The sequence below is a fragment of the Nitrospiraceae bacterium genome (genome assembly GCA_020632595.1).
Taxonomy (GTDB): domain Bacteria; phylum Nitrospirota; class Nitrospiria; order Nitrospirales; family UBA8639; genus Nitrospira_E.
The window spans coordinates 707,096-723,880 of sequence record JACKFF010000001.1; the positions used below are offsets into that span (position 1 = coordinate 707,096).

Below are 16,785 nucleotides of genomic sequence, written 5' to 3' on the forward strand. Positions count from 1 at the left end.
CCTTGTCTACACAGGACGCCGTTGCACGCATACTACTCGTGGAATGCCTTGGGAATCCGGCAGGACCTTTACCATTTTAAAGGCATTCGTCAGGGAAGGCTCCCGGCACAGAAGGTCTGCCTGACCAACTCCCACTTCCATCAGGACATATCCTTCAGAGGAAATAACTGGCGGCGATTCATCCAATAACCGCCGGTACACATCGAGTCCATCCGGCCCTCCATCCAACGCCAGTCGTGGTTCAAAGTCTTTGACATCTGGAGAAAGGTGTTCCCATTCCGCATGGGAGATATACGGCAGGTTAGCAATAATGGCGGTCACTTTACCTGCTAAATTTCTGGATAACAAGTGGGAAAGCAGGTCACCAGCCACCCACAGAATTCGTTGCGCAACTCCATGGCGCATGGCATTGACCTGCGCAAGTTGTAGCGCGGAGACCGACTTATCTGATGCGATAATCACCGCTGCAGGAAGGTTGACCGCTAGACTGATCGCCAGACATCCAGAACCCGTCCCGACATCCAGGATCACCGGACGCACGTCAGCCCCTAGAAGCCCAATCGCCTCTTCCACCAGCAATTCGGTCTCAGGTCTTGGAATGAGCACCCCAGGTTGGACGAGAAAATCCAAACCAAAAAATTCTTGATTCCCTAATACATATTGCAGTGGTTCATGTAAGGCACGGCGGTGAAATAAGGCCACAGCCCGCCGACAGACTTCCGCATCAACGGGAGTATCCGGATTCGCATGCAATTGCAATCGCGTAATACCAAGGGCACCCTCAAGAATCCACAGCGCTTCATGGCGGGCATTGGCAATCCCCGCCTGAATCAGCGTCTCAACCGCACCACGATATAACTGTGCATAGGAAGTGAAGGGGGGCATCTGAGCCTCAAAAAGCACGCACACCTTGAACCGTTGCAAGAGAAGGACTGGCGTTACAAGAAAGACATCATTGGGCTTTGAGGGCCGCGATTAACCCGTCAAGGTCGCCTTCCATCACTCGATCCAATTTATGCAACGTCAGCCCGATTCGATGGTCGGTCACGCGATTTTGTGGAAAATTATACGTGCGGATTTTCTCACTCCGTTCCCCTGTCCCGACTTGGGAACGGCGTTGTTGGGCAATAGAGGCTTCCTGTTTTTCGCGCTCGGCATCACCAATTCGTGTTCGAAGAGTTCGCATGGCCTTCGTTCGATTTTTTAGTTGGGACCGCTCGTCCTGACATGTCACGACCACTCCTGTCGGAATATGAGTAATCCGGATCGCAGAATAAGTCGTATTCACACTTTGTCCACCAGCCCCTGATGAACAATAGGTGTCAATCCGTAAATCTTTCGGATCAATGTGGACCTCTACCTCTTCCACCTCAGGCATCACCGCGACCGTAGCCGTGGATGTATGAATTCGTCCATTAGCCTCTGTCGTCGGAACCCGCTGCACCCGGTGAACCCCACTTTCATACTTAAAATTTCCAAAGGCTCCCTTGCCTTCAACCAGCAAAACCGCCTCTTTGACCCCACCAAGACCGGTTTCCTGAAATTCCATTAATTCGACCCGTAATCCCTTAGCCTCGGCAAACTTCGTATACATCCGCAGGAGGTCGCCGGCAAAGAGTGCGGCCTCACTTCCACCCGTCCCCGCACGAATTTCAATGAACGAATTTTTATTATCTCCTTCATCAGCCGGGCAGAGCAATTCAATGACCTGGGCCTCCAGGGCCTCACGTTGACTTTCCAGGCTTTGCAACTCTTCACCGGCCAACCGGCGCATGTCGGGATCTAATTGCAGATCTTCCGTCATCAGGCGAGTCTGGGCAATCTCTTCAACTACCCGTCGGTACCCGCCAAACAACTGCGCAATGGGCTCTATCTCTGATCGTTCTTTCGTGAGGGCAACCAGAAGGGTCGGTTGAGACAAGACGGCAGGATCTGATAACTGATCGTTGAGCGTGTCATATTTATTGGCAATGGCCTCCCATTTGCTGAATAAACCGCCCTCTTTAAGCTCTGTCTTAGTAATTGGTGGCATAGATTCAGTTTAACAGGAAATTAAATGACACAACATATACCCTTATCCCAGCAACAAGCCCACGAGCCTCATACGAAAAGTTTCATAGAAGATGGGATTGACCGGAAGGGGACCGAGACAACACTCAGAGTAGCCGCTGCTGGGAAACCCAGTCTTTTTGACCGCAACTCAAGAAAAGCCACAGCCAGGACTGCTTCACCACCATACACAGATCATCCCCTGGAGGATTGTTTAGGCAGGACAATGGAGAAGAAAGAGAAACAAGTCTTAAGCTTTGGCTTTGGGCTTCGCCGTTTTGGCGTATTTTTTATTGAAACGTTCCACCCGTCCTTCGGCATCCACAATTTTCTGGGTACCCGTGAAAAACGGATGGCAACTGGAACAGATGTCGACCTTTAAGTCTCCCACGGTCGTCCGGGTTTGATAAGTCATTCCGCACGCACAACTCACATTTGCAAATTCATAAGCCGGATGAATGCCCTTTTTCATACTTCCTCCTTCAACGCCATCTCTCGGTTCAGCATCTAAATATGAAAAGCCCCTAACACAAAGCCCCTATTGTGAATTATCGATTCATAGATTGCAAGAACTCATTATTACTCTTGGTTCCGCCAATTTTATCCATGAGAAATTCCATCGCCTCCATGGTCCCGAGAGGGCTGAGCACCTTTCGGAGAATCCACATTTTGTTCAGACGGTCGCGATCAACCAGCAACTCTTCTTTCCTCGTACCGGATTGACTGATATCGATGGCCGGGAAGAGCCGTTTATCCGCCAACCGACGATCCAGGTGCACCTCCATGTTTCCCGTGCCCTTAAACTCTTCAAAAATAACATCGTCCATTCGACTTCCAGTATCCACCAATGCTGTGGCCAGAATCGTCAAACTTCCACCAAATTCGATATTTCTGGCGGCACCAAAAAACCGTTTAGGTCGTTGCAGGGCATTGGAATCCAAACCGCCGGATAACACCTTTCCACTGGGAGGGGAAATCGTATTATAGGCACGCGCCAATCGAGTTACACTGTCTAACAAAATCACCACATCCCGTTTATGTTCGACCAAACGCTTGGCTTTTTCCATGACAATCTCCGCCACTTGGGCATGACGCTGAGGCGGCTCATCAAATGTGGAGCTAATGACTTCGGCGGCTTTGACCTGGCGCTGCCAGTCGGTAACTTCTTCAGGTCGTTCATCAATCAGGAGGACAATCAAGACAATTTCCGGATGATTCGCAATAATGGCCCGCGCCACAGCCTGCAAGAGCATGGTCTTTCCCGTTCTGGGAGCCGCCACGATCAATCCCCGTTGCCCCTTGCCAATGGGCGTCGTGAGTTCCATCACTCTCGTGCAATACTCTTCAGGATCAAATTCAAGGTTGATCCGCTCTTCAGGATACAGCGGAGTGAGGTTATCGAACAGAATTTTATCCCGCTGCACCTCAGGCTCATCATAATTAATTTTTTCGACTTTCAAGAGCGCAAAATACCGCTCTCCGTCCTTCGGCGGACGAATCTGCCCTGACACAATATCACCGGTTCGCAAATTAAATCGTCGAATTTGAGACGGAGAAATATAAATATCATCGGGTCCTGGCAGGTAGTTGGAATCCGGGGCCCGGAGAAATCCAAATCCATCTGACAGAGTCTCCAGGACTCCCTCTCCGAAAATGACTCCGTTCTTGTCGCTCTGCCCTTGAAGAATAGAGAAAATCAGCTCTTGCTTTCGTAAATTTGGCGCGCCATCAATTTTTAGATCACGCGCGATTTCATTTAATTCTCCAATGGACTTTTGCTTCAATTCGGCAAGATACATTAGGTTACTCCATTCATTGGCCGGAAGGGTTTTCTCGTGGGCTTAGCCTGATACGAGGGGTGGAAAGGATACGAACATTTTCATCTGGGTTATGCGCTGAGAATTTCGGCGATCCTCGAAAAAGGAACCGCACCAGACTTTGATAAAGTTAAAAATTTTAGACCGGTATTGTGTGTTTTAGGAAGAATGTTTAGAGAAACTGAAGAACCACACTTGTCAAAACCACCGTGTTGTCCTATCTACGATTTGAAATAATACGTGAAGTCCGAGAAGTTAATTGGCGGAAATGGATTTTGCTATCAAATGGGCAGGTCTTAATTAATTATTTATCTCACTATTGAACAACTTGTCAATAGGCTCCTTTCGGAAGTTGCGACAAGAAACTCAAGTTTTTTCCCCCGACCACTCATCGAAGAGTCACCCCACTCTCTCATGGTTGGCACCCTCAATCGTATTATGTTAAACCATCATGATGGTAATTGAAAGTCAACAAGGAAGGGTTTTCTCCCATGTCTGATTCAGGTTTTCCCTTTTCCAGTGAACGGATTTTCACCCTCTCCGAAGCCAACGGATTAATTCCCGAGCTGGAACAATTTTGGGACAATATTAGGGCAGGACGCCAAATACTTATGGACACCAGGGAAGAAGTCAAAAAAGCCAGCGCCCAAGCCTCATCTGGAGGAGGAACGGTCATGGGCGTCCAATATATCAAAGGGTTACAAGACATCAATGGCAGCCTGCATGCCATTCAAGAACTCGGCGTGGTGATCAAAGATGTTGAAATTGGATTATGTGATTTCCCATTTTTGCTTGATGACCGCCTGGTATTTTTATGTTGGAAATCCGGAGAAAAACAGGTTCGCTGGTGGCACGATATTGACAGCGGATATGCGAACAGACAACCCTTAGAAGACCCGAATCCATAGACCTGCCGCATACTCGCCTATTCATTTTCCAACACACTTTTCAGACAACAGGGGCTCCCAACCAACATGTCCATACGACGGCCTTCTGATATGTTGGAGGAGCCATGTCCATGGCAGAAGAGAGACCATTGATGCAGCCTGGTAAAAGGAACGAGGAAATAGAATGAAATTCGTAATTTTAGGAAAAGATGGTCCTGAAGGCGCACAAAAACGCCCCCTCTATCGGGAAGCCCACCTCAAACGGCTAGAGGCGTGGGCCCAACAAGGCAAAGTTATTTTGGCTGGGCCTCTGACCGATAAAATAGGGAGCTTAATCGTGGTCGAAGCAGAATCACTCGAAGAAGTCCAAGCATTTGCCAACGATGATCCCTATACCCTTCATGGGGTTTTTCAAGAAGTCACTATCCACCCGTTTCTACAGGTGTTTCCCAAAGCGAAGCTTTCACTTTAACCAGGAAGAAATTGGAAAAAGCCTGCCCCCAACGCTTGTGAAAACCCTGATATCCTACTTTGGGGCGGACGAATGCTCTGTATTGTTTTGAACAACATCCAACACCCGTTGCCATTCCTCCGGACGCACTGGTTGAATCGAGAGCCGGGAACCTTTACGAAGCAGTTCCATTTTTTCTAATCCCTTAACGGTCCTCAACTGATCCAAAGGCAAGGGCTGAGAAAACTTTTTAACGAATTGGACATCCACAAGGAACCAACGTGGCGAATCCGGCGAACTACGCGGATCAAAATACCGGCTACTTGAATCGAATGCAAAGGCGTCAGGATAAGCGGCCTTAACTACTTTAACAATTCCAACTATGGCTGGCGGGTCGGTATTACTATGGTAAAAAAATCCCAAATCCCCAACATTCATGGATTTCAGGAAATTTCGAGCCTGGTAATTTCGCACGCCTTCCCAACATGTGGTCTTACGGGGAGAGGCAACCAGATCATCAATGGAAAATGTTGTCGGCTCTGATTTGAACAACCAATACTGCACCATCATGCCTCACTCATTTATTGCCTTTAAAAACCACAAACTCCATTGAGCAATTATAAGGTGTCTATTTTTCGGAGTACAATTGAACCATAGCCTAATGCATCGACCCCATGATTGCATAAAATTTTTGAGGCATCATGACCAACCATGATTGATCAATTAATTCAGTTTGCCGAATCCTGGGTTCCCAGAGAAATCTGGTTCGGCATGATCACCCTTTCCCTGATTGCATTTGTCGGAACCCTTATTGCGATCCCTGCTCTGTTAATTCGCCTGCCACCTGATTACTTCAACAATCACGGCCACCGCAGGTGGTTTGCCAACCATCACCCAATCATTCGCGCCATTGGGTTGATGGTGAAAAACGGCCTGGGACTCATTTTTCTGTTAGCCGGAATTGCCATGCTGGTCTTACCAGGACAAGGAATTCTCACAATGGTTCTGGGAATCTTGTTTCTGGATTTTCCGGGAAAACACCGTGTCGAACAAAAACTCATTCGGCAACCCCAGATTCTCAACGCCATCAACGCCATGCGAGAAAAAGCAGGCAAACTGCCGTTTGTGTTTCACGAAAACACCCCGACCTAAACTCATGTCGGCCTGAACCTTCCTCAGTTAACACCCGTTTACACCCTTTTCTCCCATTGATAGGATGGCCCGCATGTCTGTATGGAACAAGATCGGATGGCTAGGACTCGCCGGACTCTGTGCCGTGGCCTTCGGCCATGTCGTAGGCCTAGTCAATCCTCACGAAAAAGTGAACGGACTCTGGCTCGTGATCGCCGCCGCCTGCTTCTACGTGTTGGCCTACCGGTTCTATGGCCGGTTTTTGGCACAGCGGGTCATGAATCTGGACGATCGACGTCGCACTCCCGCCCACCGGCTGGAGGACGGCACCAATTTCTATCCCGCCAACAAATACATTCTCTTCGGCCATCATTTTGCGGCTATCGCCGGAGCCGGCCCATTACTCGGTCCGATATTGGCGGCACAATTTGGCTTCCTTCCGGGGTTTTTATGGATTGTCATTGGCGCGGTTCTGGCAGGCGCAGTTCAGGATTTTATTATCCTTGTCGCCTCCATGAGGCGAAATGGCCGCTCACTTCCGGAGATCGCCCACGCTGAATTAGGTCCCATCACCGGGATGGCCACAGCGATTGCCGTACTCTTCATCGTGGTGGTGGCACTAGCCGGATTAGGCCTGGCGGTGGTAAATGCGCTTTATCATAATGCCTGGGGCACCTTTACCATCGTCATGACCATTCCCATCGCCTTGCTCATGGGGTTATACCTTCAAAAAATTCGCCAGGGACAAGTCGGAGAAATGACGCTGATCGGCTTAGGACTCCTGATAGGAGCCATTCTCGTCGGCCGGACCGTGGCACAATCAGAATGGGCTGAATGGTTTTTATGGGATCGAACCACGCTCACATGGAGCCTTGCGGCATATGGTTTTCTTGCCTCAGTTCTCCCCGTCTGGATGTTGTTAGTGCCCCGGGATTATCTCTCAACATTTATGAAATTAGGCGTGATCGCCCTTCTGGCCGTGGGCGTCATAGTACTCGCGCCCACCATTGAAATGCCTCGCACCACCATATTTACAGAGGGCAATGGACCGATCATTCCAGGAACGTTGTTTCCGTTTCTTTTTATCACCATTGCCTGTGGGGCCATTTCCGGCTTTCATTCCCTGGTCTCATCAGGAACGACGCCCAAGTTGATTAGTCGGGAATCTCAGGCCATCGTCGGCTACGGTGCCATGCTTCTGGAAAGCTTTGTCGGAGTGGTGGCACTCATCGCCGCCTGCCTTCTCGTTCCCGGCGACTATTTTGCCATCAACACGAGCCTGTCCGCAGACACCCTGCAAACTATGGGATTTCCAACCGCCCGCATTACAGAACTCTCCACGCTTGTTGAGGTAGATGTATCGAGTCGTCCGGGAGGTGCGGTATCCCTGGCCGTTGGCATGGCCTCGATTTTTTCAAGCTTGCCGGGGATGTCCGGGCTCATGGCCTACTGGTATCAATTTGCGCTCTTGTTCGAAGCCCTGTTCATTTTGACCACAATTGATGCCGGGACGCGGGTCGCCCGGTATCTGGTTCAGGAATTAGGGGGACGATTCTATACCCCGCTCAAACAAATTAATTGGTGGCCCGGAGTATTAGGCGCCAGTCTGTTCGTAGTGGGAGGCTGGGGGTATCTCATTGGCACAGGATCCATTGCGACCATCTGGCCGATGTTTGGAGCAGCCAATCAATTACTCGGTATGCTGGCTCTCTGTATTGCCACGACCGTGCTCATCAAGATGAACAAGAAAGCCTATCTGTGGGTGACGGTGATCCCGATGGTATTTGTGGGCGTGATTACCCTGGCGGGATGCTATGAACTCCTGGTGATCTTTATCAATCGGGCTCTCTCAACAGAAGGGTCGCAAAGCCTGACCATGGCTATCAATGCCTCACTCGTCGGCCTGGTGGCCATGCTCGCACTCATTGTCCTCACAGACAGCGCCAGAAAATGGTACGGCTATCTCATACACAAACAGCCACTGAACAGCACCGAAGTGATCGAAGGGGAAGGCATTCAACTTCCCGCAGGACGGTGCTGCTAATCCAGGGGCCTGTCACAACAACTTGAAAGGAGGCTTATGGCAGACAACTATTCCTTCGACGTCATTTCTCGCATCGACATGCAGGAAATGAAAAATGTGGTGGATCAAACCGAAAAAGAAGTCGGACAACGCTTTGATTTCAAAGGATCCAAAACCGAATTGACGCTAAAAGAAAAGGACAAACAATTAGTGGTAATTTCGGATGACGACTACAAACTCAACGCTGTCTTGGATATCCTTAAGGCCAAATGCGTCAAACGAAATGTGTCGTTGAAAGGCCTAACGTATGGCAAAGTAGAAGAGGCCTTAGGCGGCACGGTACGCCAAACCATTACCATTCAGAGCGGGCTTCCGGAAGACAAGGCGAAAGCCATCACGAAATCGATTAAAGAGGCCAAATTCAAGGCCCAGGGACAAATTCAAGGGGAACAAGTCAGGGTGCAAAGCAAAAGCAAAGACGAACTGCAAGCCGTCATGAAACATCTCAAAGGGCAAGACTTCGGACTCGATCTCCAATTTGAAAATTATCGGTAATTTCACCCCGCAGGGTAACAATCGGCCCCGACGTGTTCCAGTGCCTTGTCCAGAGCCTGTTGACCGGTTCTGGCTCTTAATATGTCCCGAGCCTCCATCACGGAAGGGCGATTTTTTCCAATTGGAACATCCAGTTGTTCTAAACTCTCAGATCCCCACCCCTGCGTCCAATAGACCATTTGAAAATCCGATAGACGAAGAATACCTATCTCAGCTATTGCTGAATTTTCAATGACAATTCCGCCCATTTGATTCATCATCGTCGCTTCTCCAATTTTTATGGGGCCGGTATTCTCACGACTTGAGAACACCACAACAATTTCATAAGGGAGGTGGAGGAGTTGGCCTTGGATTTTCAATTCCTGGGAAAAGCTAACGGGATGAGACAACCGTGGAATCGTCACAATGCTCTGAAAGGAACAACGCTGCCGGAGAAACTCTTTGGTGCGCCGAGTAAGCGTTTCAAGATATTCGTTAATGATCACCGGGGCAGCATTCTGCGCCGTGTCATCTGCGTGCACGACCAGACCAATGGTTGGTACCCGAGGCCACTCACCATTCTTGTCAGATAACTCCTGCGATTCAAAGGCCTCTTTTCCGACAAGGTCAATCATCCGGGGTGTGGAGCCTGCCCCACACCCCATAAATATAGCCGTCATAAGACAGGTACACCATATTTTGATAAGGATCATCGGATCAGGAAGTCGCCTGATTCTTCCGCCATAATATTTCAAAATGCATCACCGCCTGGGCAATGGCATCCTGCCCGGAAACCCATCGAAGCGTCTCATACTCCTCACCCTCTGAATTGGGATAAATGGGAGGTTGGGTCTGAGCCCGTCGGACTACGGGATAGACATTAGATTCAATCGGGACAACCAGCCGTTCAAGGGTCGCCCAGGCTTGACCATCCGTGGAGACCATTGGTTGACCTGTCCGGACATCCAGCAACGCGAGTTCCAGACGCGCATAATTTTCCGCACGATACCCTGGCATTCCCCCACCCCGCATACCCGTCGGCTGCTGCAACCCGCCCATTGGAAAACGATCAAAGACCTCATACTCCGTACTGGATAATACCGCCAACAAAAGATAGGGCACGTGCTGCTCCTTCCCCAATTGGATGAATGGGTCCACGGAGCCCTTGGGTTTCAAATTATCCGGATACACGACGGAATGAATTTGAATCGGTAATTGTTTTTGAAGTTCCGTCTTCAGATGTTCCCCCAGATTCTCCAACGTCCCTCGGCGAAGTTCAGGAGCTGATTTTTCAAAATCCGAATCGTTCAGAACGACCAAGACGGCGGTCACTTCTTGGGCTGGAAGCGTTATTGTTGCAACGTTTCCGCCTGACAGACCGGTAGGCTGGGGCAGGTAAGCCGGCAACCGTTTGGGAGTGTTATCCAACGAACAGCCAAGGAATGAAAAAGCAGAGAGGAACCCGACAATCAACCAGATGTGACGCCACATAATGAAGCCTCCATTGGTTAAGGGAAAAAATGGCCGTCTGTATGTTAAATTCTCTTCCCTTTAATCAAGGATCGTCAAGAACCGGAACAATGGTGAAGGTGATATCCGTCAAAAGCTGACAAGCTGAAGGCCGGGATTCATGGTCATTCTCAGGATCATCCATACTACTGCTGGCCAGAACCTTCCTCCCTGGCTCCTCATGGTTTCCAGTATCTTTTCTTCAAAGACTTTTTATTGATGATCCTGGGAACCGAAAATTCGCCTAAGATTCGAAACTGCCGAAGCAAGAGAAAAGTCTCTGGAAAAACACGTGATCCAGTTGCCATCTTTCAGGATCTTGGGGTAGGGTAAGCCGGTGTGCCCACTGCTAAAAAATTTTTTCCATTATGTCATACTTGTGGTTGTCGTTTCCGTTTTTTCCGCCTGCGACAAAATCTCCGTCCCCCGCCTGGCATTCGATGATAAACACGAACCAAGAATCCCTGTCACGATCACTTACGCCTTTGCATCCAATCTTCTGACCTATACTCAGACCGTGGGCGGGTGTGGGTTACCTTATACCATTCCGGTAGGCGAGATCATATCCAAAACATTTCTCCAGGTCGGCCAGGAACGATTCATGGGTGTAAGAGCCGAACCTCCCGTCGGAGAGGCGCAAGGGGTCTCTCCCGATGGCTATCGAATCGTCCTGAGTCTCGAGCAATTTGGATTCGATCCAGTAACCCGGTCGGGGCAAGAAGATCGGTACGACGTCTTTGTGGATCTGAAACTCCATGCCCTTTACGAAGATGCGAACGGGACCTCTCTTGCCCAGAGTCCCCTGACCTACCACCAGAAAGTCAGGCTATGGGTGCCGGAACTCACCAGTCAATCCGTTTCATGCCACACCGATCAAATTGACGGAACGGTAGCAGACGCCGCTGAAACTCTGGCTAAACAGATGACAGGAGTTCTCCCCCAATTGGTTCAACTCAATACCGGTCAGCAACCTGTCGCCCCGCAACCAGGTTCCCCTCCACCAGCGCTGCAAAGTCCGGCTGCAGGCGTGCCGACCACGGCCCCACCCGTTGCAAGCCCATCGGTTCAATTTAGAACCAAATTAATTGATGCCAACCGCAATTTGGTGTTGGAGGGCGGAGAGGCCATTATCCTTTTAATTGAAACGACCAATGCCAGCGAAACAGCCATTCCATCGGCCTATGTGGAGTTACGGGGGACCCCTACCTTGGTTGAGGCTTTTAAACGGGTAGCCCCTCTTCCCGTCCCATTAGGATCTTTTAAGCCGGGGGAAAAGCGGACCGCAGAAATACGGGGACGATTGGGTCAGGTGACCGAACATCTCCAAGGAGAGTTGATCATCGGAATCATCCTCTCTGAAGGCCTGCCGCCTGGAACCCATACCATCCGTGCTGAAATTCAACCAGGACCCAGAAAACCATCTTCCAGGTAGCCAACAATCATTCACCAGAATTTTTTTGAATCCCACATGGTTACCCGTTTGAGGGATACAACCTTTATGCATGGGTGTTGGTAGAACTCATTTTAATCCTGTCCAATCATCAAATGAAAGAAAGACAGGATTGAATTTCCATATGGATGATCAAGAAACATTCCTTGGTCGCTTGTGAGTGCTTCAATCCCCAATACCCCGAAGAGCCCTAAGCAGTTTATTCTTTGAAGTCCCCTGAGACTGCTCTTCCCCCTGATCCTGTATTTCCCTGGCCGTTTTGAACTCGGAATGAAAGGCGATAGGACCAAACAGATTGGCAGCTTTCGAACCCGTCTGAACAGAATCAACCACTAAGGACATACCCTCTAAAATGAGGGGTTCCTCTCCAAAAATGCTGCGATAATCAGCAAGTACATTCCGCTCTTCTGTACCTACCTTCTTATCCGGGAAGGCCCGCTGCGCACGACCACATCATGCACTGACGGATCTTTTGGGCGCACAAAGATTGTCCCCACAGGACGAGCATTGTCTCAAATATATTCAAGAATGGTTTGCCTGCTTGGCGCCTCTCTGGATGAAAACCTCAAGTAAAAAGCGGTACAGTGATCGCCTTGTGAGGATTGTCTGATCGCTTCGGCGGTAGGCAGCGTGAGCACGCTCCACTCCCAGGAGAGGAAAGGATTTGCTGGACTATTTGCCGTCAGCGAACGGGACCAACTCATACATCTCCGCTCAATTTCAAGACGCAAGACTCTACGATGGTCTTCTTGTACCACCTGAACCTGTCCGTTCCCTTCTCCCACTTTCATAGACCACCCATGAGGCAAACTCTCGAAAACGGGAAAATGATGTCCGTTCATACAAAAAGGGGAATTGGTGTAGTGGCGCCGAAAGTCGTCGGTACCAACTCAAAAATAGCACAGCACAAAAAACCCGCTCCTCACAGAAAGAAGATCAAGGAAATTTTATTAGTTGGTATTGCCTTACGAACCTTTCCGAAAAAATCGTGGCGAGAGGTGCTTTTTCACATGCCTAATCAATTCACGCCTAATGCCAGCGAGAAAGAACACTCTATACCCTGGAAATTTTGAAATACTTATAGGGTCTGTTGAAAAAAGCCGCCAGCGGCGTTCTCGCCATTTTTCCGTGCTCACGTACTCAGCGTACGCTCCGCGCGAAAAAACGGCTGCGGCCTTGCTGGACGGACTTTTTTGAACCGACCCGGAGCCGTTGATGAGTAATCTAATCCTGGGCAAATTTGTCCTTGTTAATCTTAATTATTCAACACTCCCTTATAGAAATCAGAGAACCATTCCTCCACGCGATACCGAGATCTTGTGACACAGTAATACCGTTCCACGGATCTGGTGGAGAAACAGAATTTGAGATGAAACAGGCCGTTCAACACACAGGAAGATAAGACCGCCCGGATTTTGACTGCGTGAAGAACGCATTCTTCAAAATGGAATCAAGCCCTTGGAACGTTACTACGCCACATCAAAACCTGGCGGCCCAGAGTGCCGTGATGGTTCATGGATTCATAAAAATAAGAGGCCGTGCGGCCATCCAAATCCTTTCCCGTGTATTGGTAATCCGCATTGGCCGTGCCCCATTAATACCCCACACGCCAACACCAGGCTGATATTTGTGAGCACACTGATCGACGCCGAAACGATCGGGAGGAAATGATGCCTGTGTCGAGCCAAAGCAAAGACCTCAACGGGTCTAGACTTGAAAACTGTCCCCATCCACCTGCAAATCGGCGAACTAGATCCACATTCAAACCAAATGGCAAACTCGGGCTGAGCCTCTCAAGTGAGCATTGCCTGCGTCAGCACGAATAAATGTGGCCGATCTGGGTGACAATGATTTTGGCTCTCTTCCCGAGAGAAAAAGACCCCAACTGCCTTGCCAAAACAAGGCCCTGCCTGGCACCAAGCGAGGGCTAAGAAAAAAAAACGCCCCGGCTGGGAATACCAACCGGGGCGCTCAGGATAACGGGGAGGGTTAAATCCCCTTGTTAACAATGACTCTTAGAAGTTGATCCAAAGTTGGGTGTAGCCCCAGTTTTGATCAGCCGTACCAAACCCGTTCTTCTTCAAGTAATCCCCGGTGAAGAAGTGGCCGTAGCCCACTTGCCATCCCACCTTATTGTTTTGGAAGAACAAAGTATACACCACGTCAATTTCACCACCAAGAGACTTTTCGTTATTGCCTGCAGGAGTGCTAAAGAAGGTGGCTTGAGAAGCCGTGTACCAGTTGTCCCTCTTGTTCGCCAATCGCATGATATGTCCGGCAATTTCGAAATGGCTTTCTGGCGTCGGACGCAGTTGCAAGTTTCCGCCATACGTCAACATATTCTGCCAGGACATCAAGTCCATGTACCCGAAATGAATGTGGTTCGTCGGGTACAATTGGCTGAAGGTATGGCCACCATCCTTATTGCTGCTACCCGTGGCGTAGTTGATTTCCGCACCGATACGGGGCTGCATGGGAACCGGCAAGGTCACACCACCGTCCAGATGTCCAGCCAACGCATTGATACGAGTCTGACTCGCTCCCCCTACAGGACCCAATTCACCAAACTGCCAATAGCCTTCTCCCGTAAGATCGAACATTCCCTCTTTGAACGCGACACGGGCACCGACGGTGCTTCGTTCTTGATTAGATTGCTGTCCACCGGCACCTTGAGCCGGGGCACCGGCTCCCGTGGTTGCACCACCGTCTTCATAGATATAGGTAGGTTCGACTGCGACAGACCCGAACTTCATCGGGAGACGTAAGAACAGAATGTCGCCGTCACCTTTACTGGCTTTCCCTGTTGTGCATCCCCCTGCATTTTGTACACAGTTTCCTTCTGCCACGCGCAACCAGCCCAATTCCACCGGCACGGTAGCATGGTTATATCGCATCGTAATACCATCGAAAGAGAAACCGACGTTGTTCCAGTCAAAGTGACCGAAGATCCGGTGATTTCCCCATACCATAAGTTGTCGACCAGCTTTCAAGGTCAAATTCGGCATTAAGAAATTTCTGACCAACATGAACCCTTGACGTAGGAACAGGTGCGCATCGGTGCTATTGGGATTCCCTGCCCCACTCACATTATTGGGGTTAGGCATCGCACCAAAGTTATTCGAAACCTGAGGTTGGAGAAAAAACACAACATCCGGGGAAAGGTCGTAATTAAATCCCAACCGGATGAGTTGCTGCGTGAAAAAGGAATTGGAATCCCCGTTGTTGCTAAAGTTCCCATTCGTCCGGAACTCTGGCCGAACACGCATGTCGCCGGAAATCGTCAACTTGCTGGGATCAAAGACCCCTTTGGGTGGGTCAAACTGGCCATAGGGCACCAAATCGGGAATAGCCCGTGGCACCGCCGGCACGTTGGTGTTTTTGTCGGTCGCCGGAGTGGTCTTGGCGGCCAACCCTGGTGCTGCAGACATGGCGACAATCAAAGCCGCTGCTGTCAACCTGGTAAAGGATCGGTAAAAAGTCCTCATTGCACTCCTCCTGTTGGTGAATAGCCCTGTGGATTCAAGATCCAACGCCCTGTACCCCATTTACTACCATCCAGAGCTGGTGGTTTCTTTCATCCGCTTCCTTCTTGACTGCGTAATTTTTGCCGTCTCAAGCACTACCATGTTTTCCATAAACCAATGAATCTTTGTTTTACGACTCTTCCGATCTGTTATTGTTTGCCATTTAGATGCCAAGTCACATTCTTTGTCGTAAATCATTAAAAGTAATGTCTTTTTCCTGACTTTCTCGATGATTCTGGTTCATAGCCCTATCGCCTGAATGCTACGATAGTGGCAAAAACCACACGACAGAAGATAACCGTAGACCCGCCCGCAGTGCGCACGATGAACAGTCTGATGACCGTCCGGAAGGATTTCGTGATGACAGATAAATTTTAAAAATCGAAATAAAGCTTGGGTGTCAACGAAACGATCCAGCAGTCAACATCCTCACGGAGTCGCACCTCCCCTAGCTACCCCATTTTGGATCCACCGGACTCGGTGGCTTGTTCTGTCGCCCCTTTGATCTCTGCTTCGGCTTCTTTGATTGATGATTCCAAATCTTGCTCGACCGATTTGAATTCCTGCGTAATCATATTGATTTCCGGCTCAACTGATTGCCGAAGATCTTCCGTTGTTTCTTTAAACCCTTTGACCGCTCTCCCGACCTGCTTGCCGATTTCAGGTAATTCCTTAGGACCAAAGAGCAGGAACGCGATGACGAGGATGATCAAAATTTCCATCGCTCCTAAGCCGAACATCTTCGCACTCCTCTATAGTCTGCCCGCTAAACAGATACCTTGAGCGTTGATCAGGCTTAGGTCCATGCTGCCTGTCCATTCGGTGGGCGGTCTTCACCGTGTCAATCTCACCCGCGAATTATCCCTGTTTGGATTGCGTGGATTCCGTGGGCTGCGACACCCCTTGCGGCGGTGGCGGAGGAGGAACCTCTGCTGTCTGGTGTTGGCTCGCCAATTGTTCCGGTTGGGTCGGTTGGGCCTGGTCGCCTGCGCCTGGCTCATTAGGCGTCACATCCAGCGCATCCGCTTCGGCAACAGACTTTTTAAAGCCCTTTATCGCTTTGCCTAAGCCCTCACCAAGCTGCGGGATTTTCCCTGCACCGAAAATGATGAGCACAATGATGAGGATGAGCATAAGCTCCATCCATCCAAACGATCCAAACACAGCTACCTCGTTTTATTGTGAATGAGTGTTGACGTTCTTTACATTCTTGGAAAAATCCGCCGCAGTATACACAACCCTTTTCAAAAAATCTACCTGATTGCCAATTTCTTGCATTCGGTAAGGACTTTTTTTAGATTGCGGTTTTGCCATTACAGGATCCACTCCTCCGGCGAGAGACTTCCAATGACACAACCATTAATGACCGCGCTCCGCCCTAATCAATGGCACACGACAAAACCCATCACC

Annotated in this window: 18 protein-coding genes; 6 read left to right on the forward strand and 12 right to left on the reverse strand. The window is 49.7% G+C overall.

Features of this window, described 5'->3' with window-relative positions:
• Nucleotides 1–6: 6 nt before the first annotated feature.
• The 4 genes from prmC to rho all read right to left on the reverse strand — a co-directional run bounded on the left by prmC (nt 7) and on the right by rho (nt 3,848).
• A complete protein-coding gene (prmC, locus tag H6750_03165; protein MCB9773310.1) occupies nt 7–885 on the reverse strand; it encodes a peptide chain release factor N(5)-glutamine methyltransferase in 879 nt (292 codons plus the stop codon).
• Between the two features lie 67 nt (nt 886–952).
• Entirely contained in the window at nt 953–2,032 is a 1,080-nt protein-coding gene (gene prfA, locus H6750_03170; GenBank protein MCB9773311.1) for a peptide chain release factor 1, read from the reverse strand.
• A gap of 267 nt (nt 2,033–2,299) precedes the next feature.
• Nucleotides 2,300–2,521 carry a 50S ribosomal protein L31 gene (gene rpmE / locus H6750_03175; protein ID MCB9773312.1) on the reverse strand — a complete coding sequence of 74 codons (222 nt, stop codon included), beginning with the start codon at nt 2,519–2,521 and terminating at the stop codon, nt 2,300–2,302.
• A gap of 76 nt (nt 2,522–2,597) precedes the next feature.
• Nucleotides 2,598–3,848, reverse strand: a complete 1,251-nt coding sequence (gene rho / locus H6750_03180) for a transcription termination factor Rho (GenBank protein ID MCB9773313.1) — start codon at nt 3,846–3,848, stop codon at nt 2,598–2,600.
• Between the two features lie 509 nt (nt 3,849–4,357).
• On the opposite strand from rho, the gene H6750_03185 reads away from it, so the two are divergent.
• On the forward strand, nt 4,358–4,774 hold the full coding sequence (locus tag H6750_03185; protein MCB9773314.1) for a DUF2203 domain-containing protein: 417 nt from the start codon (nt 4,358–4,360) through the stop codon (nt 4,772–4,774).
• Nucleotides 4,775–4,937: 163 nt separating this feature from the next.
• Nucleotides 4,938–5,225 (forward strand): YciI family protein, encoded by a 288-nt coding sequence (locus H6750_03190; protein MCB9773315.1) that lies wholly within the window; start codon nt 4,938–4,940, stop codon nt 5,223–5,225.
• A 54-nt stretch (nt 5,226–5,279) separates the two neighbouring features.
• On the opposite strand, the gene H6750_03195 is transcribed toward H6750_03190, so the two are convergent.
• The gene (locus H6750_03195; GenBank protein ID MCB9773316.1) at nt 5,280–5,768 is read right to left on the reverse strand and encodes an EVE domain-containing protein; all 489 of its coding nucleotides are present in this window, start codon (nt 5,766–5,768) and stop codon (nt 5,280–5,282) included.
• Between the two features lie 147 nt (nt 5,769–5,915).
• Between H6750_03195 and H6750_03200 the strand changes: the two genes are divergently transcribed.
• The 3 genes from H6750_03200 to H6750_03210 all read left to right on the forward strand — a co-directional run bounded on the left by H6750_03200 (nt 5,916) and on the right by H6750_03210 (nt 8,913).
• The gene (locus H6750_03200; protein MCB9773317.1) at nt 5,916–6,356 is read left to right on the forward strand and encodes a hypothetical protein; all 441 of its coding nucleotides are present in this window, start codon (nt 5,916–5,918) and stop codon (nt 6,354–6,356) included.
• Nucleotides 6,357–6,429: 73 nt separating this feature from the next.
• Nucleotides 6,430–8,379: a carbon starvation protein A gene (locus tag H6750_03205; GenBank protein MCB9773318.1), complete on the forward strand. Its 1,950-nt coding sequence runs from the start codon at nt 6,430–6,432 to the stop codon at nt 8,377–8,379.
• A gap of 36 nt (nt 8,380–8,415) precedes the next feature.
• A complete protein-coding gene (locus H6750_03210) occupies nt 8,416–8,913 on the forward strand; it encodes a YajQ family cyclic di-GMP-binding protein (GenBank protein MCB9773319.1) in 498 nt (165 codons plus the stop codon).
• A gap of 2 nt (nt 8,914–8,915) precedes the next feature.
• Here H6750_03210 and H6750_03215 read toward each other — a convergent pair whose 3' ends face one another.
• On the reverse strand, nt 8,916–9,572 hold the full coding sequence (locus tag H6750_03215) for a hypothetical protein (protein MCB9773320.1): 657 nt from the start codon (nt 9,570–9,572) through the stop codon (nt 8,916–8,918).
• A 37-nt stretch (nt 9,573–9,609) separates the two neighbouring features.
• Nucleotides 9,610–10,383: a hypothetical protein gene (locus H6750_03220; GenBank protein ID MCB9773321.1), complete on the reverse strand. Its 774-nt coding sequence runs from the start codon at nt 10,381–10,383 to the stop codon at nt 9,610–9,612.
• Nucleotides 10,384–10,738: 355 nt separating this feature from the next.
• Between H6750_03220 and H6750_03225 the strand changes: the two genes are divergently transcribed.
• Nucleotides 10,739–11,833: a hypothetical protein gene (locus tag H6750_03225; GenBank protein ID MCB9773322.1), complete on the forward strand. Its 1,095-nt coding sequence runs from the start codon at nt 10,739–10,741 to the stop codon at nt 11,831–11,833.
• A 183-nt stretch (nt 11,834–12,016) separates the two neighbouring features.
• Here H6750_03225 and H6750_03230 read toward each other — a convergent pair whose 3' ends face one another.
• The 5 genes from H6750_03230 to tatA all read right to left on the reverse strand — a co-directional run bounded on the left by H6750_03230 (nt 12,017) and on the right by tatA (nt 16,539).
• A complete protein-coding gene (locus H6750_03230) occupies nt 12,017–12,226 on the reverse strand; it encodes a hypothetical protein (GenBank protein MCB9773323.1) in 210 nt (69 codons plus the stop codon).
• Between the two features lie 137 nt (nt 12,227–12,363).
• Complete coding sequence (locus H6750_03235) at nt 12,364–12,642, reverse strand: DUF3047 domain-containing protein (GenBank protein MCB9773324.1); 279 nt, start codon at nt 12,640–12,642, stop codon at nt 12,364–12,366.
• A gap of 1,224 nt (nt 12,643–13,866) precedes the next feature.
• Complete coding sequence (locus tag H6750_03240) at nt 13,867–15,336, reverse strand: alginate export family protein (GenBank protein MCB9773325.1); 1,470 nt, start codon at nt 15,334–15,336, stop codon at nt 13,867–13,869.
• Nucleotides 15,337–15,827: 491 nt separating this feature from the next.
• Nucleotides 15,828–16,115 (reverse strand): twin-arginine translocase TatA/TatE family subunit, encoded by a 288-nt coding sequence (locus H6750_03245; protein ID MCB9773326.1) that lies wholly within the window; start codon nt 16,113–16,115, stop codon nt 15,828–15,830.
• 118 nt (nt 16,116–16,233) lie between these two features.
• A complete protein-coding gene (gene tatA / locus H6750_03250; protein MCB9773327.1) occupies nt 16,234–16,539 on the reverse strand; it encodes a twin-arginine translocase TatA/TatE family subunit in 306 nt (101 codons plus the stop codon).
• Nucleotides 16,540–16,785 lie beyond the last annotated feature (246 nt).

Coding starts and splice junctions, on each gene's coding strand:
- H6750_03220 (MCB9773321.1), bottom strand. CDS start 10,383: ATGTGGCGTCACATCTGGTTGATTGTCGGGTTCCTCTCTGCTTTTTCA.
- H6750_03240 (MCB9773325.1), bottom strand. CDS start 15,336: ATGAGGACTTTTTACCGATCCTTTACCAGGTTGACAGCAGCGGCTTTG.
- prmC (MCB9773310.1), bottom strand. CDS start 885: ATGCCCCCCTTCACTTCCTATGCACAGTTATATCGTGGTGCGGTTGAG.
- H6750_03200 (MCB9773317.1), top strand. CDS start 5,916: ATGATTGATCAATTAATTCAGTTTGCCGAATCCTGGGTTCCCAGAGAA.
- H6750_03185 (MCB9773314.1), top strand. CDS start 4,358: ATGTCTGATTCAGGTTTTCCCTTTTCCAGTGAACGGATTTTCACCCTC.
- H6750_03235 (MCB9773324.1), bottom strand. CDS start 12,642: ATGAAAGTGGGAGAAGGGAACGGACAGGTTCAGGTGGTACAAGAAGAC.
- H6750_03205 (MCB9773318.1), top strand. CDS start 6,430: ATGTCTGTATGGAACAAGATCGGATGGCTAGGACTCGCCGGACTCTGT.
- rpmE (MCB9773312.1), bottom strand. CDS start 2,521: ATGAAAAAGGGCATTCATCCGGCTTATGAATTTGCAAATGTGAGTTGT.
- H6750_03215 (MCB9773320.1), bottom strand. CDS start 9,572: ATGACGGCTATATTTATGGGGTGTGGGGCAGGCTCCACACCCCGGATG.
- H6750_03190 (MCB9773315.1), top strand. CDS start 4,938: ATGAAATTCGTAATTTTAGGAAAAGATGGTCCTGAAGGCGCACAAAAA.
- H6750_03245 (MCB9773326.1), bottom strand. CDS start 16,115: ATGTTCGGCTTAGGAGCGATGGAAATTTTGATCATCCTCGTCATCGCG.
- H6750_03210 (MCB9773319.1), top strand. CDS start 8,416: ATGGCAGACAACTATTCCTTCGACGTCATTTCTCGCATCGACATGCAG.
- rho (MCB9773313.1), bottom strand. CDS start 3,848: ATGTATCTTGCCGAATTGAAGCAAAAGTCCATTGGAGAATTAAATGAA.
- prfA (MCB9773311.1), bottom strand. CDS start 2,032: ATGCCACCAATTACTAAGACAGAGCTTAAAGAGGGCGGTTTATTCAGC.